Here is an 18,108-nt window from a genome sequence, read left to right on the forward strand (position 1 = left end):
GTTCTGCTTCATGATGCAGCGGTACCGCACGCTGCTGCGTTCTTACCATGGGCCCCGCCGGTAGCACAGCGGTCGCACATGCGACCGCGCCGAATCGGGGAAAGTCTGTCTCTAGGTTATCGCGTTCCGCTGACCGCCGAGCCCGTTGCCCGCCGCTTTCCGCTCGTGGCGTGAGCGCCCGGAATGAGGCCCCGAAATGGCGGCTGTAATCTGGTGTCATGCCCGCAACCGTCCCCGCCCACAATGCGTCCCGCCCCGCCGAGTCCGGTGCTTTGCACCGAGTGCTGGTCCTTGCCGCCGTCGTCGCGCTGTTGACCGGTTTGGGCAGCCTGGGCGTGATTTTGGCCGGTGCCATGGCCGGAACCGAGGTGTGGGCCGGCTTTCTGGGACTGGCCTGGTTCTGCTTTCCGATCGCCTTCGTGCTGATGGTGCTGCTGGTGGCCGGCAGCGTCCGCCGCCGCCGCCGCAGCTAGCGGGCAGCCAGCGCGCAGCCGCAGCTAGCGGGCAGCAGCCGCTCCCGAGACAGTCCCGCCTCGGCACCGTCGCGCCGCAGAGGCCCGGGGTAACGTTAATCCGGTGTCCTCCATCCGCGCCCTGGCTGGTCAACTGGCCGCCCGCAGCGACACCGAGCTGCGGCAACTGTTTGGCGCCCGTCCGGATCTCTGCCTGCCGGCCGTGCCGGACTTTTCCGCGCTGGCTGCGCGCGCGTGCACGCGGATCAGCCTGCAGCGGGTGCTGGAGCAGCTGTCCCGGCCCGAGCTGGAGGTACTCGAAGCCGTAGTGCTCAGCACCGACGTGGATGCCGGACGCGCCGCCGACGCCCGCTCCCTGCGGCCGTTGCTCTTGCCGCCGGACGGCACTGCGATGCTTCACGAACTGGACTCGTGCCTGACGCGGCTGCACGGGCTGGCCCTGCTGCTGCTCGCCGCACCGCCCTCCCCCGACGACGACGGCGGTGCCGCCCCTCCTTCCCCGGCCTACCTACCGGTGGCGAGCCTGGCCGAAGCACTGGGTCCGTACCCGTCCGGCCTTGGCCGCAGCTACGCAGCCCTGGCCGCCGCCAGCCCCGCCGCCGCCGACCATTTGGTCCGTACGGCGCGGCTGCTGCGGGAGGCCGGTCACGCCCTCCCCGCCGACGTTGGCGAGCCGGACCCGGACGAAGGCTCCGGCGCCCCGTCCCCGGGCGTCCGGGCAGCCGCCGCCCTCGAGAGCTGGCTCGCCGACCCGCGGACCTGGCCGGAGCTGATGGCCCGGGCACCGGCGCACACGGAGGAACTGCTCGGGAAGTTCCGCCGCTCCCCGCTCGGGGCGCTGCCGCACCGGCTGGCCGATACCGGCCCGCGAGACGCCGCCTCGCCCATCGACTGGCTGGCCGTCCACGCGCTGCTGGTGCCCATCGACGCATCGCACGTGGAGCTCCCCCGCCCGGTGGGCCTGGCGGTGCGCGGCGGCGCCGTGGCTGACCCCTGGCACACGCGGCCGCCGGAGGTTGCAGCCCGGCAGGTCCGGAATTCGCTGCGCGACAACGCCGCTTTCTCCGCCGCGGCCGAGACGCTTCGGCTGGTGGCCGAACTGTTGGAACAGATACGCCGGGGCCCGGTGGCCACGCTGCGGGCCGGCGGCGTGGGGGTCCGCGAAGTCCGGCGGCTGGCCGAGGCGTTGCGGATCGAACCGGGCATGACCGGCTGGCTGCTGGAGCTGTCCGCCGCCGCCGGCCTGGTCGTCCTGGACGTAGACACCTCCCGCTGGGTGGTCCCTGCGGGCGCCACGTTCGGCTCCCTGGAGCGCCGGGACCAATGGCAGCTGCTGGTCGCGTCCTGGCTCCAGCTCGACCGGGCGCCGTCATTGGTGGGCGGGCGGACGACGTCGGACACCGCCATTAATGCGCTGGCAGCCGAAGCGTCGCGCCCCGATGCACCGGCAGTCCGGCGCCACGTGCTCGAGGCAGTGGACGAACTCTGCGGTGCGGCCGATTCCGCCACAGGTCGGGTGGGACAGGGCGCGCCGGAAGAGGGTGGAGCGACCAGCGGCAGCACGCCGGCGCCCTCGCCGGAAGCGGTTACCGCCTACCTGGTCTGGCGGCGGCCCCGGCAGCAGCGCCGGTACAAGCGGCTGGTCCCGGGCATCCTGACCGAGGCCGCGAGGCTGGGTCTCACAGGCTCCGGCGCCCTGACCGATCTTGGCCGGGCCACGGCGCAGGACCGGCTGGCCGAGGCCGCCGCGCTGCTGGCGGAGCAGCTGCCGGAACCGCTGGACCAATTCATGCTGCAGGCGGACCTGACGGCCGTTGCTCCCGGGTATCTGGCACCGAACATCGCCGCCGAGCTGTCCCTGCTGTCCGACGCCGAAGGCCAGGGCCCGGCGGCCATCTACCGGTTCTCGGCCAACAGCATCCGGCGCGCCCTGGACACCGGCCGGGATGCGGCCGGAATTCTCGGCTTCCTGACCCGGCATTCGGCAACCGGCGTGCCGCAGCCGTTGGGGTACCTGGTGGAGGACACCGCTTCCCGGCACGGGTCGCTGCGGGTGGGATCGGCCGCGAGTTTCCTGCGCAGCGACGACGAAGATGCCCTGACGGACCTGCTCGCCGACCCGCGCACCGCCCGCCTGGGCCTGCGCCGGCTGGCCCCTACGGTGCTGGTGTCGCGGGCCGGTTCCCGCGACCTGCTCGCCTCCCTGCGCCAGCTCGGTTATGCGCCGGCTCCGGAGGCCGACGACGGCGTGGCCCTGGGCGCCGGGGCAGGCGCCGGCGACGGCGTGGCCCTGGGCGCCGGGGCAGGCACCGGCGGCGGCCGCACTTCCGCCGACAGCACCCCGGCCGATGGTTCCGGCGCGGCGCAGGCCGGCCGGGCGCCGTCGTCGTTCCCGGTCAGGACGAACCCTTGGGAACTCAGCGCCGAAGACACGGATGCGCAGTTGGCGATGCTGCGGAGCAGCGGCGTTCCCGCCCGGCCGGCCGCCGAGGCCGGGCCGCTGCTGGCGCTGGAAACGCTGCGCACCGCGGTCCGGTTGAAACAGAAGGTGCGGATCGGGATCGTGGACCCGGACGGCAACCACCGGCGCCAGGTGATGCTCCCGCTGTCCGTCAGCGGCGGGCGGGTGCGGGTTTTCGACCCCGACCGTGACAGCGAGCGCACTGTCTCCATCCACCGCGTCATGGACATCGAACTAGTGGAGGGCAACTGAATGGCCAACGGACCCCTGATCGTCCAGAGCGACAAGACCATCCTGCTGGAAGTGGACCACGAACAGGCCACCGAGGCCCGGCACGCCATCGCCGCGTTCGCCGAACTGGAGCGCGCACCCGAGCACATGCATTCCTACCGGATCACTCCGCTGGGGCTGTGGAACGCGCGCGCGGCCGGGCTGGACGCCGAACAGGTGCTGGACACGCTGCTGAACTACTCCCGCTTCCCGGTGCCGCACGCGTTGCTCGTGGACATCGAGGACACCATGTCCCGCTATGGGCGGCTGCGGCTGGAGAAGGACCCGCAGCATGGCCTCGTGCTGCGCACCACCGACTACCCCGTGCTCGAAGAGGTCATGCACGCCAAGAAGATCCAGCCGCTGCTGGGTCCGCGGATCGATGGCGAGACCACCGTGGTGCACTCCTCCCAGCGCGGCCAGCTCAAGCAACTGCTGCTCAAGCTGGGCTGGCCCGCGGAGGACCTGGCCGGCTACGTCGACGGCACGCCGCATCCGATCGCGCTGGCCGAATCCGCGGAACCCGGCGGCTGGCAGTTGCGGCCGTACCAGCGCCTGGCCGTGGAGAATTTCTGGGCCGGCGGTTCCGGCGTCGTCGTCCTGCCGTGCGGGGCCGGCAAGACGCTGGTCGGCGCGGCCGCGATGGCCACCAGCTCCACCACCACCCTGGTGCTGGTGACCAACACCGTCTCCGCGCGGCAGTGGAAGGACGAACTGGTCCGCCGGACCTCCCTGACCGCGGAGGAGGTGGGTGAATACTCCGGTTCGGTCAAGGAGGTCCGGCCGGTCACCATCGCCACCTACCAGGTGCTGACCATGCGCCGCGGCGGGCTGCACCCGCACCTGGAGCTCCTGGATGCCAACGACTGGGGTCTGATCATCTACGACGAGGTGCACCTGCTCCCGGCCCCGATGTTCCGGATGACCGCTGACCTGCAGGCGCGGCGGCGGCTGGGGCTGACCGCCACGCTGGTGCGCGAGGACGGCCGCGAGGGCGAGGTGTTCTCGCTGATCGGCCCGAAGCGCTACGACGCGCCGTGGAAGGACATCGAGGCACAGGGCTACATCGCCCCCGCCGACTGCGTCGAAGTCCGGGTGGACCTGCCGCGGGACGAGCGGGTGGCATACGCCATGGCCGACGACGGCGACAAGTACCGGCTGTGCGCAACGTCGCCGACCAAGACCCCCGTGGTCGATGCCTTGGTGCGGGCGCACCGGGGCGAGCAGCTCCTGGTGATCGGGCAGTACATCGACCAACTGGATGAGATTGCCGCGCACCTGGATGCGCCGGTGATCAAGGGCGAGACGTCGGTGAAGGAACGGCAGCGGCTGTTCGACGCGTTCCGCCGCGGCGAACTGCAGACGCTGGTCGTCTCCAAGGTCGCCAACTTCTCCATCGACCTGCCCGAAGCCACCGTGGCCATCCAGGTGTCCGGTTCGTTCGGCTCGCGTCAGGAAGAAGCCCAGCGCCTGGGCCGGCTCCTGCGCCCGAAGTCGGACGGCCGGGCTGCCCGGTTCTACACGGTGGTGTCGCGGGACACGCTGGACCAGGACTTCGCGGCCAAACGCCAGCGCTTCCTGGCCGAGCAGGGCTACGCCTACACCATCAAGGATGCCAACGACGTGCTGCAGCCGTAGGCCGGTTTGGGGCTGCCGCCGGCCTCAGCGCAGGCCGCCGTTTCGGTACAACTGGAGGAAGGCCTCTTCGCGGACTTCCTCCAGCCGCTGGTAATCAACCGCCCAGCGGCGCCGGTCCATGCGGCGACGGGCAAGGCTTCGGCGTGCGGTGCCCGCCGCCGCGCTCAGCGCCTCCGCCGTGTCGCGGAGCAACTGCCGGAGTTTCAAGGTTCGGGAACCGTCGAACTCCTCAACCGCCTCATGAAGATCCGTTGCTTCGGATTCGCGGGCCAATACTGCTGACTGCATGATTTCCCTTTCGGCTTGTGCCGGACTTTCGCCGACGAATCAAGAATCCGTCGCCGACAGGTGTGGCAGCATCGGGCAAACGACCCATTTGCGCCGGCCGGGCATGGGGCATCCTGGCCGCCCTGCACGCGCAGCATTCATTCAGCAAACTCCCAGAAACCGGGAGCACACTGAAAGGGTGAAAAAGCCTGAGCCCGAAGCCAAACTGCTGGTCGTCGACGACGAGCCGAACATCCGGGAACTGCTGTCCACCTCGCTGCGGTTTGCAGGATTCGAGGTAGTGGCTGCCGCGAACGGCCGCGAGGCCCTGGACGCCGCCGAAGAGCATTTACCGGATCTGGCCGTGCTGGACGTGATGCTGCCGGACATGGACGGATTCACCGTCACCCGCAAGCTGCGGGCCTCCGGCCGGCATTTCCCGGTGGTCTTCCTCACCGCCCGCGACGAAACCGAAGACAAGGTCACCGGCCTAACGGTCGGCGGCGACGACTACGTGACCAAGCCGTTCAGCCTGGACGAAGTGGTGGCCCGGATCCGCGCCGTGCTCCGCCGCACCCGGCCGCTGCTGGAAGACGACGCGATCATCCAGGTGGATGACCTGGAGCTCGACGACGACGCGCACGAGGTCCGTCGGGGCGGCGACGTCATCGACCTCTCCCCCACCGAGTTCAAGCTGCTCCGCTACCTGATGCTGAACCCCAACCGCGTGCTCTCCAAGGCGCAGATCCTGGACCATGTCTGGGAGTATGACTTCAACGGCGACGCCTCGATCGTCGAGTCCTACATCTCCTACCTGCGCCGGAAGATCGACACGAATCCGGATACTCCGCCGCTGATCCAGACCAAGCGCGGCGTGGGGTACCTGCTGCGCACGGCCGACCGCCGCTGATCCATGCTGGATCGATGGAAGTCAGCATCCCTGCGGTCGCAGCTGGTGCTGATCATGGGCGTGCTCATGGTCGCCACCCTGTCCCTGACCTCGGCGCTGATCCTGACCCAGCTGCACGACACACTGGTGAGGCAGCTCGACGAGGACCTGCTCAAGAACCGCCAGTCCATCTCGTCCTTCCTGGTCCGTGAGGCGACGGCCCCCACCGGGATGTCCTACTCGTCGAGGTACTACGGCGCCTTGTTCACGCGCAGCGGCGAGCTCACGCTTGACACCAACCCCACGGGTGACCGCCCGGACCTGCGGGACATCACCCCCGACCGGGCCCAGGCACTCGAGGGCCGGGGGTTCCACGTTGCCGGCACCGAACGGGACAGCCAGGGCTGGCGGGTGTGGGTCACGCCCCTCCAGAACGATTCCGGTTCCGTCGCGGTGGCGGTGAGCTACAGCGAGGTGAACAGCACCTTCGACAAGGTCGCGGCCAGTACGCTTCTGATCGCCGTCTCGGCCACGGTGGCCGCCATCGGCATCGTGTGGCTGGCCGTCACCCGTTCCTTCCGGCCCTTGGCGCGGGTGGAGAAAACGGCAGCGGCCATTGCCGCCGGGGACCTCTCGCGCCGCGTCGACGTGGTGAACCCGGCGACCGAAGTGGGCCGGCTGTCCAGTTCGCTGAACGCCATGCTCGCGCACATCGAAACCGCCTTCGCGTCCCGGACCGCGTCCGAACAGCGAATGCGGCGTTTCGTCCAGGATGCCTCGCACGAGCTGCGCACCCCGCTGGTCACCATCCGCGGCTTCTCCGAGCTGTACCGGCACGGCGCGCTGCAGACGCCCGACGACGTCGGTGCCGCCATGGGCCGGATCGAGAGCGAAGCCAAGCGCATGGGCCAGCTCGTGGAAGACCTGCTGACCCTGGCACGGGTGGACGAACAGCGTCCGCTCGAAACCAAGCCGCTGGATCTCCTCATGCTCGGCAATGATGCGGCGTTGGATGCGCGGGCCAGTGCCCCCAACCGCGCCATTACGGTCGTGGGGCTCGACGGCGGGGCGCCGCGGCCGGCGCCGATCGTGGGCGACGAGGCCCGGCTGCGACAGGTGGTCGCCAACCTGGTCACGAACGCCCTGCGCTACACACCTGACGGTTCACCGCTGGAGATCGCCGTCGGCGTCCAGCCCGCGAGCGACGACCGCCTGGATTCTGTGCTGGAGATCCGCGACCACGGACCGGGCATCTCCGAAGACGAGGCCTCACGGGTGTTCGAACGTTTCTACCGGGCGGACACCTCCCGCGATCGCGAAACCGGAGGCACCGGGCTCGGCCTGGCCATCGTCGCGGCCCTGGTGGCCCAACACGACGGAAGCGTCAGGCTGGCTCAAACCCCGGGCGGCGGGGCAACCATGTCCATCCGGATCCCGTATCACCCGCCGGCGGACGAGGACGGCGCCTTCGACCTCGGGTGACCGCGGGCCCGTCCCGCGCTGGGGGTTTTCCACATCCGTCGGTTCGGGTCTCGCCGCGTCTTCCGCCGCTGCCTAGCCTGAACGTGTCGAACAGATACATTCACGAGCGGAGGACACCATGGCCGTATTCCAGGTAGACAGCGAGGCTCTGGCCGCCAAGAGCCTTGCCGTCCAGGGCACCATCGGTCGGCTGCAGGCGGAGGTGAACACCATGCAGTCCGGGCTGCGCGAATTGGAGTCGCTGTGGACCGGTTCGGCGGCGACGAACTTCCAGCAGCTGATCACGGACTGGCGGGCCACCCAGCTGAAGGTGGAGGAATCCCTGGCCAGCATCAACGCGGCGTTGTCCCACGCCTCCCAGCAGTACTCGCAGGCCGAGGAGGCCAACGCCCGGATGTTCCTGGCCTGACCATCGTCCGGGCGGATGCCGCTGCGCGGCCGCAGGGTTTGGCCGCGGCGCCGCCGGGTGTGCGGCCCGCCGTTCAGTCCTGCTCGGGGGTGCCCTGGTGGAAGCGCAGGCGCCACCGCCCGCCATCGCGCAGCCAGAGCGAACTCCGCAGTGCCGAACTGTCGCGGCGGACGCTACGGTAGGTCAGCAGAATGCTGTCTTCCCCCAGCCGTTCGACGGCGAAGACCTCCATGGACGCGTCCAGATCGGGGCTTTCCTGGAGTTCGCTGATCATCGCGTCCCGCGTCCACATCCGGCCTGCCTCGCCAATCTCGGCGAAGTCGGGGTGCAGCAGCACGGCCAGGCGCCCGTAGTCAGCCCGGACGGCGGGGCTGAGCAACTCCCTCTCGAGCCGCACCACCAGCTCTTCCGCGGCGTCCCCGACCGCGGACGAATCGGCGAAGTCTTCCAACTCGGAAAAAAGATCGGGTTCCGGCACGACTGCGGCCGCCGGCCGGGCAGCCGGGGTGTTTCCCGGACGGGCGGCGGCAGCCGGGGTATTCCCCGGGCGGGCGGCGGCAGCCGGGGTGGTTCCCGGGCGGGCGGCACCCGGCGCCGATCCGATGACGGCGCTGCCGGAGGTTCCCGGTCCGCCGGGAAAGCCCGGGCCGGCCGGTGCGCCGGTGCCGTTCTGGAAGGCGAGGGCCACCGCTCGGGCGCGTTCGTCGGCGGCTTCGTTCAGCCTGTGTCCGGCGTGGCCCTTCACCCACTCGAACTCGTAGCTGCGTCCCTTGATCGCGGCGTCGATGTCTTTGAGCAGGTCGATGTTCAGCACCGGCTTGCCGTCGGCCTTCTTCCAGCCCCGCCGCTTCCAGCCCGGCATCCATTTGGTCACACAGTTGATCACGTACTGGCTGTCACACAACACGCGCAGGTGTTCCTGCGGCAGGTGCGCCGTGGCCCGGAACAGGTCCAGCACGGCCATCAGCTCGCCCTGGTTGTTGGTGCCGTGCGGCCAGCCCCCGGCAGCCCACGCGGTGTCGTCGATGTACCAGGCCCAGCCAGCCGGTCCGGGGTTGCCGAGCGCGGAGCCATCGGCGGCAGCAGTGATAGTCATGATCTCCATCTTTTCAGATCCGACCACCGTTCCTGTCCGTGCGCGGGGCACGTGGCCTACATTCCTGGCCCTAGGGCGGGCGCGGGGCAGACATTCCTGGCCCTAGGCTGGGCACGTGGCAATACTCATCGATCCTCCGCTCTGGCCCGCGCATGGCACCCACTTTTCCCATCTGGTCTCCGACACGTCGCTGGCCGAGCTGCACCGCTTCGCCGCGGCAGCCGGGATCCGCGAGCGGGCCTTCGACCGGGACCACTACGATGTGCCGGCCAGCCGCTACGCCGAGCTGGTCAGGCTGGGTGCCGTCGAAGTCAGCGCCGGTGACCTGACCCGCCGGTTGCAGGCGAGCGGGTTGCGGGTACCGGCCCGTCAGCGCCCGGAGAGGCTGCGCAGGGTGCTGCTCCGCCGGTGGAACGAGCTGCTGCCCGGACACGAGGACCTCGGCCGAGACCTGCTGGACCGTTGGGGAGAACCGCACCGCCATTACCATGGCCCCGGCCACCTTTTGGCTGTCCTGGAGGCGCTGGAACAGCTCACTGCCCCGGCCGGCTCCGTTCCCCGGCCGCGGGCAGTATGGTTGGCGGCCTGGTTCCATGACGCCGTCTACAACGGCCGGCCCGGTGTCGACGAACAGGAATCGGCTGATCTCGCGGCTGCCTGCCTGCCGACGGCGGGCTGCAGCGGCGAGGAGACGGCCGAAGTGGTTCGGCTGGTCCTGCTCACGGCCATCCATTCGCCCGGCCCGCAGGATCTAACCGGTGCCCTGCTGTGCGACGCCGACCTGTCCGTCCTCGGCGGATCGCCGGCGGAGTACCGCAGCTATGTCCGGGACGTCCGCAAAGACTATGCGCACGTGCCCGACGCCGACTTCGCCGCCGGGCGCACCGCCGTCGTCCGCGGTCTGCTGGCGCTGGATCCGCTCTACCGGACCCCCGCGGCCAGGGAGAAGTGGCTGGAGCGTGCCCGGCACAACCTCTCGGCCGAGCTGGAAGCCTGGCACGAGAGGCCCGACTGGCTCGCTGCGGAAAGGGGATAAAGGCCGCGAGGCGCGGCTCCCATGACGGGAACCGCGCCTCGCTGAACCGTGGCCTGCTGTCAGGCCGAGGTTGTGGCGGGGAAGCTTAGAAGCCGCCCATGCCGCCCATCTCGTCGCCGCCCGGCATGGCCGGAGCGGCCTTCTCCGGCTTGTCGGCGACCACGGCTTCGGTGGTCAGGAACAGGCCGGCGATGGAGGCCGCGTTCTGCAGGGCAGAGCGGGTCACCTTGACCGGATCGTTCACGCCCGCAGCCAGCAGGTCCTCGTAGACACCGGTGGCGGCGTTCAGGCCGTGGCCGTCGGCCAGGCCGCGGACCTTGTCGGCCACGACGCCCGGCTCCAGGCCGGCGTTGAGGGCGATCTGCTTCAGCGGAGCGTCGATGGCAACCTTGACGATGTTGGCGCCGGTTGCTTCGTCGCCTTCGAGGTTGAGGTTGGCGAACGCCTTGGCGCCGGCCTGGATCAGGGCCACGCCGCCACCGGCGACGATGCCTTCCTCAACGGCAGCCTTCGCGTTGCGGACAGCGTCCTCGATGCGGTGCTTGCGCTCCTTGAGCTCGACCTCGGTTGCGGCACCGGCCTTGATGACTGCAACGCCGCCGGCCAGCTTGGCCAGGCGCTCCTGCAGCTTCTCGCGGTCGTAGTCGGAATCGGAGTTCTCGATCTCGGCCCGGATCTGGTTGACGCGCCCGGCGATGGCGTCGGCTTCGCCGGCACCTTCGACGATGGTGGTCTCGTCCTTGGTGACAACCACCTTGCGGGCCTGGCCCAGCAGGTCCAGGGTGGCGTTCTCCAGCTTGAGGCCGACCTCTTCGGCGATGACCTGGCCGCCGGTCAGGATGGCGATGTCGGCCAGCATGGCCTTGCGGCGGTCACCGAAGCCCGGAGCCTTGACGGCCACGGACTTGAAGGTGCCGCGCATCTTGTTCACGATCAGGGTGGCCAGGGCCTCGGCCTCGACGTCCTCGGCGATGATCAGCAGCGGCTTGCCCGACTGCATGACCTTCTCCAGGATGCCAACCAGGTCCTTCACGTTGGAGATCTTGGAGTTGACGATCAGGATGTACGGATCCTCGAGGACCGTCTCCTGGCGCTCTGCGTCGGTGACGAAGTATGCGGACAGGTAGCCCTTGTCGAAGCGCATGCCTTCGGTGAGCTCCAGCTCCAGGCCGAAGGTGTTGGACTCCTCGACCGTGACGACGCCTTCCTTGCCCACCTTGTCCAGGGCCTCGGCGATCAGCTCGCCGATCTGCGGATCTCCGGCGGAGATCGACGCGGTAGCGGCGATCTGTTCCTTGGTCTCGATTTCCTTGGCGGAAGCGATGAGCTCGGTGGTGACGGCGTCAACAGCCTTCTCGATGCCGCGCTTCAGGCTCAGCGGGTCGGCGCCGGCAGCAACGTTGCGCAGGCCTTCCTTGACCAGGGCCTGGGCCAGGACGGTGGCGGTGGTGGTGCCGTCACCGGCGACGTCGTCGGTCTTCTTGGCGACTTCCTTGACCAGCTCGGCGCCGATCTTCTCGTACGGGTCGTCCAGCTCGATCTCCTTGGCGATGGAAACACCATCGTTGGTGATCGTGGGGGCGCCCCACTTCTTCTCGAGCACGACGTTGCGGCCACGCGGGCCGAGGGTTACCTTAACGGCGTCAGCGAGGGTGTTGAGTCCGCGCTCGAGGCCGCGGCGGGCCTCTTCGTCAAATGCAATGATCTTTGCCATAGCGGCTTACGTCCCTTCTGGACAATAGACACTGGACGCAGCTTTTGACGGCTGCTGGCCACCTGCGGTGCCCGCGACGGACGGCTCACGACGACGGCGGATTCGGTACGCCGCGCCGCTCACCTCACCGAGGTGGCGGGTTTCACTCCCTACGGGCTTTCTTAGCAGTCAGCCCGCGAGAGTGCTAACTCAATAATTAGCACTCGCAGGTGTCGAGTGCAAGCTGTTGGGCCTGCCGGATGACGCGCTTCTCCGGCCGAGATCCCCCTGAGCACCCCCGGGCCAACAATCAGGGTGGACCCCCATGGAAACGACAGGCCCCTCCCGCGTAGATTGGCAGGCAAGACAGCGCACGCGAACAATCGGCCCGGCACCGGGCAAAGGTCGGAGAACCATGTCTGAATCACCGGACGAGAAGAACACCAGTAACCCCACCGAGCCCCTGGCACCGGGCACCAACCCGACGAGGCCGCTCGGCGGACAGCCGCCGTACGACGGAGCGGGACAGCAATACCCGCAGCCCGGCCAGCCGGGTTACGGGGCTCCGGGGCAACAGCAGCCCGCCCCGGGCCAGCAGCCCTTCGGCCAGCAGCCGTACGGCGCCCCGGGACAGCCATACGCGCAGCCCGGCCAGTCGGGCCAGCCCTACGGGCAGCAGCAGTACTACGGGGCTCCCCCGGGCTACTACTATCCGGAACAGAAGTCCCGGCTGATCGGCGGGCTGCTCGGCATCCTGCTGGGCGGCCTGGGCGTCCACCGGTTCTATCTGGGCCACGTCGCCATCGGCGTGGTGCAGATTGTCGTCACGTTCCTGACGTTTGGTTTCGGCGCCGTCTGGGGGTTCGTCGAGGGCATCATGATCCTGGTCGGGGCAGAGCCGTTCAAGCGCGACGCCCGCGGGATCCCGCTCAAGGAATAACCCGACCGGCGCGACGGAACGGGCGCGAGAAACCGGCGCGACGAAACCGGCGGCGGAGGCACTCCAGCCTCCGCCGCCGTCGTCATTGCGGGTCTGCTACGGGGCGACCCGGACCTCTTCTGCCTGCGGACCCTTCTGGCCCTGGCCGATCTGGAACTCTACGCGCTGCCCCTCATCGAGGGAACGGTAACCATCCATTTGAATAGCGGACCAGTGGACAAAAACATCGGAATTTTCTTCGTCCACGGTGATGAAGCCGTAGCCCTTTTCCGCGTTGAACCATTTGACGGTTCCCAGCGCCATAGCGTTCTCCATACTCAGTAGTTCCAGCCTGCCGTGTACGGTTCAGCGGCAGGATGGTTTCACCTTAACCGCGCAGCGGGGTGAAGTGAGCTACCGCACACCTAAATGTTATTGAGGCGTAACCGAAATTCCGCTTTGAGGCCGCTCCGCATGGGTAATGGGGCTACGGTGCTACGGGCGATTGGCGGCCCGGCCGGCGCGCAATCCCGGCGCACGGCCTATTGGGGGTCCGGCCTGGCGAATGCCACAGTGGCGGCCCGGCGAGGAGAATGCCTTACTGGTAGCCGGGTCCCAGCGCCACGGTGACGTACTGCGAGACGTTGCCGTTTTCCTGCATCGCACTGATGCCCAGCAATTGTCCGAGGGCCCGCGCGTTGGCTTCCTGGCCCGGGTTGTAGAAGATCACCGAGCCGGCGAGCGGGGCACCGCCCCAGTTGTCCACGACCGCGATCGACCAGCCGTCCGCCTGCACCCGCTGCGACACGGTTCCGGCCAGCCCGGTCACGCCGGTGCCGTTGAGGATCATCACCGGGTCCTGCTTGTTGACCGCCGCGGCCTCTTCCGTGGGTTCCTCGGTCGGCTCCTCGGTCGGCTCCTCGGTGGGCTCTTCCGTTGCCTCCTCGGTCGGCTTCGCGGTGGCGGTCGCTTCCGGCTCGGCGGTTTCGGTTTCCTGCGCCGTTGGCGTGGGCGAAACGCTGGCCGCGGGGGCGGCCTGGCCAGCGGCCGGGGTCGAAGATCCCCCGCCTCCTAGCAGCGGAAGCACGAAGAACGACAGGGCGCCAACCGCCAACGCCAGTACCGCGGCCAGGACGATCAGGCCCAGGCCGTTGGACTTCGGCGTCGCCATCCGTGCGCGGTGCACACCGTGGCGGTCTGAAGTTTCGGGGACCTGGTCGAACTCATCCCGGGGGTACTTGCTCATCGCTTTCAGTGCATCCTTGTGGTGGCGAAACGGAAACCGGCCTACCAGGCCGCCCCGGTTCTAGGCGTCGGTGCCCAGCCGGCGAGCAGTGCGCGCGCGCTGGCGGGACGTACGTAGTCTACGCAATCTCTTCACCAGCATCGGATCGTGCGCCAACGCATCCTCGGTGTCGATCAACGCATTCAGGATCTGGTAGTAGTGCGTGGCGGACATGTCGAACAGTTCGCGGATGGCCTGCTCCTTGGCTCCGGCGTACTTCCACCACTGCCGCTCCAGGGCCAGCATGCGCTGGTCGCGTTCGCTCAGCGGGCTGGCGTCGTCAACCTCGGCCTCGAGTGAAAAGGCACTGGCCTCGGCCGAACCCGCCACAACACACCTGCGCTTCCTAGTACTTGCTGACAGCTATCAATACCTCCCCCATGATAAAGGCGAATCACAGGCATGTCATTCACCGCCCCGTGGCCCGTCCCGAACGGCCGAGCGAGCGGCGTGCGCGACCTGATTGCCGGCCGGCGGGTGGTTTCCGCAAAGATGGAACTGTGAACTACGACGACGGTGCCCTCTTTCCGCTGCCAGCCCACCCGCCTGCCGCGGACCTTGGCGCCCCGTACCCGTTTGCCTCCCCCCGGGAGCTCTCCGCCGTGATTCATCCCGAGTGGGCCGAGGTGCTCGCCCCCGCCGAACCCCTGCTCTGGGATCTGGCCTCCTACCTCGACGGCGAGCGCGCCGCCGGAAAGACCTTGCTGCCCGCGCCGGCCAACGTGTTGCGGGCGTTCCAGCGCCCGCTGTCCAAGGTCAAGGTCCTGATCGTCGGCCAGGACCCCTATCCCACGCCGGGACACTCGATCGGACTGGCCTTCGCCGTCGAACGGCACGTGCGTCCGCTGCCGCGCAGCCTGGCCAACATCTACCGGGAACTGCAGATGGACCTGGGCATCCGGCCGCCCCAGCACGGAGACCTGAGCGCCTGGAGCGACCAAGGCGTGCTGATGCTTAACCGCGCACTGACCGTGGAGGCGGGCAAGGCCGGCTCCCACCGCAACAAGGGGTGGGAGCAGGTCACCGAACTCGCGGTCCGGGCGCTGGCCCAGCGCGGCGGCCCGCTGGTGGCACTGCTCTGGGGCCGCGAAGCCCAGCAGTTGGCTCCGGTACTGGAGCAGGTGCCGCGGATCGAGACCGTGCACCCCAGCCCCCTGTCGGCCTCCCGCGGATTCTTTGGGTCGCGGCCCTTCAGCCGGGTTAACGAACTGCTGGCCGCCCAGGGCGCCGAACCCGTGCACTGGGAGCTGCGCTGAGCCGGGCCTGGGCGGGTGGGCTGCTGGCTGGCAGACGCCGGAACGTTTTGTCCATGTTTTGCGCGCGGCTCCGGCGTCGCCGCAGGTCAAGGCCTCAACGGTTTCCAAGACATGGACAGTTTCGGCCAAACGTGGACAGCTGGGACCTTGCCCGGACCGCTGAGGCCAAGCGGTTCGCGGTGGGGGTCCGTGCGTTCCTGGGCGCGCGTGTGACCTTTACCATCCGCAAATTGGGATTACCCGACCGGTGAATTAGGTTCTCCTCAGTAGGAGTTTCCCTTCGTCAGGAGTAGTGCAGGATGCAGACACAACCGGCAGCAGCCCCCGCCCGTGCGGGACGGAACGCTCGGCCGCCGCGGGTGCAGACGAATCTCCAGGTGACGCGCACCGAGTGGATTTCACAGCACATGGTCCGGGTCTACGCCGGCGGCGAGGCCTTCGATTCGTTCGCCGAACGGTTTGCCGCCAAGGACGCCACCGACCAGTACATCAAGATCATCTTCCTGGACCCCGCGCTGGATGTGGAGCTTCCGGTGAACGTCGCGGAGCTGAAGGACACCCTTCCGGCCGACAAGCTGCCCGTCACCCGCACCTACACCGTGCGCCGGCTAAACCGCGACACCCGCGAGGTAGTGGTCGACTTTGTGGTCCACGGCGACGAAGGCCTCGCCGGCCCCTGGGCCGCGCGGGCCAAGCCGGGCGACTGGATGATGTTCAACGGACCCGGTGGCGCGTACCGGCCCGATCCCGACGCCGACTGGTACCTTTTGGCCGGCGACGACGCGGCGCTGCCGGCAGTTGCCGCCGCCATTGAGGCACTGGCCCCGGACGCGCGCGGCCATGCCTTCCTGGAAGTGGATTCCGAGGCGGACGTGCAGGAGCTGGGCGCTCCCGCCAACCTGGAAATCCACTGGCTGTTCCGGCGCGGCCAAACGCCCGGGACCGCTACCCTGCTGCGCGACGCCATAGCCGGCCTGGACTGGCCCGACGGCCGCGTGGATGCATTCGTCCACGGCGAGCGCGACGAGGTGAAGTCCCTGCGCGATGTCCTGTTCAAGGACCACGGGTTGTCCCGCGATCAGGTCTCCATCTCGGGTTACTGGGCCTACGGCCGGGCCGAAGACGCCTTCCAGGCGGAGAAGCGCACGCCGGCGGGCCAGATCTTCCCGGAGAACTACCCGGCCTGAGCCGGGATCATCCGGGGCTCCGAGCGCCCATCCCCCGACGCCCGCCCCGGCCCCCGGCGCCGGGCAACCCATCCCGCACCCGGCGGATCCGGCGTCCTCAGCGGCGCCGGGCCCGCCGGTTTTCGTTCGAGCCCAGCCCCTTGGTGAACGGCCTGGCCAGGTTGTCGCCGAGCACGGTACCGCCGGCAATGGCCAGGATCACCGTCAGCGCACCGAACAGCCCCAGGATGCCGTTGAACGGCGCCTCCGAGTTGACGGTCAACTCGAAGATCGACCGGAACACGGACAGCCCGGGCAGCAGGAACAGCACGGCCGGCACCGCCACCACCAGCTGCGGCGAGCCCATCCGCAGGCCCACGATGCGCCCGAGGAACCCGATCACCACGGCCCCGACGGCCGGGCCGATCCGGTCGCCGATCCCCGCCCACACCGCGAGATCGTAGATCAACAGCCCGACCAGCCCGACGGCGGCCGTGGGCAGCAGCATGTTCAGCTTGGTCTGCTCGGTCATGCTGAGGGCAATGGTTGACACCACGAGCAGCAGCGCCCGCACCACGTAGGGGTACTGGCCCTGGCCCTCCACAAAGACTTCGGGCAGGCTGACGCCGAGCATCGAGCCGCCCACCAGCCCCACGGCGACGCCGGCGGCAATCGCAGCGAAGGTAAAGAAGGCCGAGAGATAGCGTCCCGACGCGGTGACCGGGAAGCCGTTGATCGCATCCTGGGTGGCGGAGACCAGCCGACCGGTCGGCAGGAGGAACAGGATGCCGCCGGCGATCACCAGCGACGGGCTCATCGGCACGTGCAGCGTCCAGAACAGCAGCGCCATGACGGTGGCCAGGCAGGCGCCGATGCCGGTGATGAAGAAGTCCGGCATCCGCCATTTGCTCAGCTTCCGCCCGACCAAACCCATCAGCACGGTGGAGATGCCGCCCACCAGGGCCGCGAAGACGCTGCCGCCGAGGAAGGCAATGATGAAGCCGGAGAACACGCCGCCGGCCGCGATGGCCATCCACCGGGCGAAGGGCTTGGGGCGCGAGGTAATCTCCTGCAGCCGTTCCTTCGCCTCGCTGCGCCCCACCCCGCCGTTGACGATGTCGGTGACCAGTTCGTGCACCAGGGACAGGCCGGCGTAGTTGTTGGTCCAGGACCGCACCACCCGCATCACGGTAATGGGAATCGTGTCCGGTTTGGCGTAGTTGATCACCACGGACTGGTTGGTGATGTCCACGTCGATGTCGCTGAGCCCGAAGGCCGCGGTCACGGCGATGATGCTGGTTTCCACCTCCAGCGCGCCGGCCCCGTAGCGGAACATGGTTTCCGCCACGTCCAGGGCAAAGTCCAGCGTGATGCGGGCGGAGGCATCGACCCCGGCCGTCTGGATCATCGGGTTCGCGTAGGGGCTGCCGGCCAGCCTCTCGACGATGCTCATCGGCGCGGTGGGCGGGGCCTCGCCCTGCACGAGCTTGCGCAGCATCCGGCGGGCCGCCGCGTTCGAGCGCGAGGCTGCCGCGGAGGCGGGCAGCGGCGCGGTGCCGCTGGGAACGGGCTTGACCTGCTTGGCTACCGGCCGGTCCGTCGGACGCGGCACCGGAGGGTGGGTGCTCTGGGGTCCTGCGGCCGAACCGGCGCGTCCGGTGCCGGAGCCGCGGCCGGCGTCGTTGGCCGGGATGTTTTTCGGCTTGATGATCGGCAGCATTCCCGCCTGCGGAGTCATGGGTGACATGGATTCCTGGTCTGGGTCCTT

17 protein-coding genes are annotated in these 18,108 nt (G+C 69.0%); 10 read left to right on the forward strand and 7 right to left on the reverse strand.

Translation table 11 applies throughout. The features are described 5' to 3' along the window. Positions 1–218 precede the first annotated feature (218 nt). From AC5RWG_RS16355 to AC5RWG_RS16365, 3 genes are all read left to right on the forward strand, one after another. The gene (locus tag AC5RWG_RS16355) at positions 219–473 is read left to right on the forward strand and encodes a hypothetical protein (protein ID WP_494073372.1); all 255 of its coding nucleotides are present in this window, start codon (positions 219–221) and stop codon (positions 471–473) included. A gap of 103 nt (positions 474–576) precedes the next feature. Further along, positions 577–3,186, forward strand: coding sequence for a helicase-associated domain-containing protein (locus AC5RWG_RS16360; protein ID WP_494167389.1), 2,610 nt, complete (start codon positions 577–579; stop codon positions 3,184–3,186). Then, a complete protein-coding gene (locus AC5RWG_RS16365; RefSeq protein ID WP_494167390.1) occupies positions 3,187–4,842 on the forward strand; it encodes a DNA repair helicase XPB in 1,656 nt (551 codons plus the stop codon). Between the two features lie 24 nt (positions 4,843–4,866). On the opposite strand, the gene AC5RWG_RS16370 is transcribed toward AC5RWG_RS16365, so the two are convergent. Beyond that, entirely contained in the window at positions 4,867–5,130 is a 264-nt protein-coding gene (locus AC5RWG_RS16370) for a hypothetical protein (RefSeq protein ID WP_494139951.1), read from the reverse strand. A 178-nt stretch (positions 5,131–5,308) separates the two neighbouring features. On the opposite strand from AC5RWG_RS16370, the gene AC5RWG_RS16375 reads away from it, so the two are divergent. The 3 genes from AC5RWG_RS16375 (at position 5,309) to AC5RWG_RS16385 (ending at position 7,889) form a co-directional block, all read left to right on the forward strand. Beyond that, a complete protein-coding gene (locus tag AC5RWG_RS16375) occupies positions 5,309–6,019 on the forward strand; it encodes a response regulator transcription factor (RefSeq protein WP_494001776.1) in 711 nt (236 codons plus the stop codon). A 3-nt stretch (positions 6,020–6,022) separates the two neighbouring features. After that, the gene (locus AC5RWG_RS16380; protein WP_494167391.1) at positions 6,023–7,480 is read left to right on the forward strand and encodes a sensor histidine kinase; all 1,458 of its coding nucleotides are present in this window, start codon (positions 6,023–6,025) and stop codon (positions 7,478–7,480) included. Positions 7,481–7,598: 118 nt separating this feature from the next. Continuing rightward, the gene (locus AC5RWG_RS16385) at positions 7,599–7,889 is read left to right on the forward strand and encodes a WXG100 family type VII secretion target (protein WP_494001778.1); all 291 of its coding nucleotides are present in this window, start codon (positions 7,599–7,601) and stop codon (positions 7,887–7,889) included. 73 nt (positions 7,890–7,962) lie between these two features. Here the strand turns inward: AC5RWG_RS16385 and AC5RWG_RS16390 are convergent, their stop codons facing one another. After that, complete coding sequence (locus tag AC5RWG_RS16390) at positions 7,963–8,985, reverse strand: RNase H family protein (RefSeq protein WP_494167392.1); 1,023 nt, start codon at positions 8,983–8,985, stop codon at positions 7,963–7,965. A 115-nt stretch (positions 8,986–9,100) separates the two neighbouring features. On the opposite strand from AC5RWG_RS16390, the gene AC5RWG_RS16395 reads away from it, so the two are divergent. Beyond that, the gene (locus AC5RWG_RS16395; protein WP_494139948.1) at positions 9,101–10,021 is read left to right on the forward strand and encodes a DUF4031 domain-containing protein; all 921 of its coding nucleotides are present in this window, start codon (positions 9,101–9,103) and stop codon (positions 10,019–10,021) included. A gap of 85 nt (positions 10,022–10,106) precedes the next feature. Here AC5RWG_RS16395 and groL read toward each other — a convergent pair whose 3' ends face one another. Then, positions 10,107–11,735, reverse strand: a complete 1,629-nt coding sequence (gene groL, locus AC5RWG_RS16400) for a chaperonin GroEL (protein WP_494001781.1) — start codon at positions 11,733–11,735, stop codon at positions 10,107–10,109. A 394-nt stretch (positions 11,736–12,129) separates the two neighbouring features. Between groL and AC5RWG_RS16405 the strand changes: the two genes are divergently transcribed. Continuing rightward, positions 12,130–12,654 (forward strand): TM2 domain-containing protein, encoded by a 525-nt coding sequence (locus tag AC5RWG_RS16405; RefSeq protein ID WP_494167393.1) that lies wholly within the window; start codon positions 12,130–12,132, stop codon positions 12,652–12,654. A 96-nt stretch (positions 12,655–12,750) separates the two neighbouring features. Here the strand turns inward: AC5RWG_RS16405 and AC5RWG_RS16410 are convergent, their stop codons facing one another. From AC5RWG_RS16410 to AC5RWG_RS16420, 3 genes are all read right to left on the reverse strand, one after another. Next, positions 12,751–12,957 carry a cold-shock protein gene (locus tag AC5RWG_RS16410; RefSeq protein WP_127515201.1) on the reverse strand — a complete coding sequence of 69 codons (207 nt, stop codon included), beginning with the start codon at positions 12,955–12,957 and terminating at the stop codon, positions 12,751–12,753. Positions 12,958–13,231: 274 nt separating this feature from the next. Further along, complete coding sequence (locus AC5RWG_RS16415) at positions 13,232–13,879, reverse strand: LytR C-terminal domain-containing protein (RefSeq protein ID WP_494101973.1); 648 nt, start codon at positions 13,877–13,879, stop codon at positions 13,232–13,234. Between the two features lie 60 nt (positions 13,880–13,939). Further along, the gene (locus tag AC5RWG_RS16420; protein ID WP_127515197.1) at positions 13,940–14,248 is read right to left on the reverse strand and encodes a DUF3263 domain-containing protein; all 309 of its coding nucleotides are present in this window, start codon (positions 14,246–14,248) and stop codon (positions 13,940–13,942) included. A gap of 170 nt (positions 14,249–14,418) precedes the next feature. On the opposite strand from AC5RWG_RS16420, the gene AC5RWG_RS16425 reads away from it, so the two are divergent. Next, positions 14,419–15,174 (forward strand): uracil-DNA glycosylase, encoded by a 756-nt coding sequence (locus tag AC5RWG_RS16425; protein ID WP_494014694.1) that lies wholly within the window; start codon positions 14,419–14,421, stop codon positions 15,172–15,174. A gap of 299 nt (positions 15,175–15,473) precedes the next feature. After that, positions 15,474–16,361, forward strand: a complete 888-nt coding sequence (locus AC5RWG_RS16430; RefSeq protein WP_494167394.1) for a siderophore-interacting protein — start codon at positions 15,474–15,476, stop codon at positions 16,359–16,361. 97 nt (positions 16,362–16,458) lie between these two features. Here the strand turns inward: AC5RWG_RS16430 and AC5RWG_RS16435 are convergent, their stop codons facing one another. Then, the gene (locus AC5RWG_RS16435; protein WP_494001786.1) at positions 16,459–18,087 is read right to left on the reverse strand and encodes a threonine/serine exporter family protein; all 1,629 of its coding nucleotides are present in this window, start codon (positions 18,085–18,087) and stop codon (positions 16,459–16,461) included. Positions 18,088–18,108: the final 21 nt, after the last annotated feature.

The sequence above is a fragment of the Arthrobacter sp. Y3221160 genome (assembly GCF_059092585.1).

Coding starts and splice junctions, on each gene's coding strand:
- AC5RWG_RS16355 (WP_494073372.1), top strand. CDS start 219: ATGCCCGCAACCGTCCCCGCCCACAATGCGTCCCGCCCCGCCGAGTCC.
- AC5RWG_RS16365 (WP_494167390.1), top strand. CDS start 3,187: ATGGCCAACGGACCCCTGATCGTCCAGAGCGACAAGACCATCCTGCTG.
- AC5RWG_RS16370 (WP_494139951.1), bottom strand. CDS start 5,130: ATGCAGTCAGCAGTATTGGCCCGCGAATCCGAAGCAACGGATCTTCAT.
- AC5RWG_RS16380 (WP_494167391.1), top strand. CDS start 6,023: ATGCTGGATCGATGGAAGTCAGCATCCCTGCGGTCGCAGCTGGTGCTG.
- AC5RWG_RS16385 (WP_494001778.1), top strand. CDS start 7,599: ATGGCCGTATTCCAGGTAGACAGCGAGGCTCTGGCCGCCAAGAGCCTT.
- AC5RWG_RS16390 (WP_494167392.1), bottom strand. CDS start 8,985: ATGACTATCACTGCTGCCGCCGATGGCTCCGCGCTCGGCAACCCCGGA.
- groL (WP_494001781.1), bottom strand. CDS start 11,735: ATGGCAAAGATCATTGCATTTGACGAAGAGGCCCGCCGCGGCCTCGAG.
- AC5RWG_RS16405 (WP_494167393.1), top strand. CDS start 12,130: ATGTCTGAATCACCGGACGAGAAGAACACCAGTAACCCCACCGAGCCC.
- AC5RWG_RS16410 (WP_127515201.1), bottom strand. CDS start 12,957: ATGGCGCTGGGAACCGTCAAATGGTTCAACGCGGAAAAGGGCTACGGC.
- AC5RWG_RS16415 (WP_494101973.1), bottom strand. CDS start 13,879: ATGAGCAAGTACCCCCGGGATGAGTTCGACCAGGTCCCCGAAACTTCA.
- AC5RWG_RS16430 (WP_494167394.1), top strand. CDS start 15,474: ATGCAGACACAACCGGCAGCAGCCCCCGCCCGTGCGGGACGGAACGCT.
- AC5RWG_RS16435 (WP_494001786.1), bottom strand. CDS start 18,087: ATGTCACCCATGACTCCGCAGGCGGGAATGCTGCCGATCATCAAGCCG.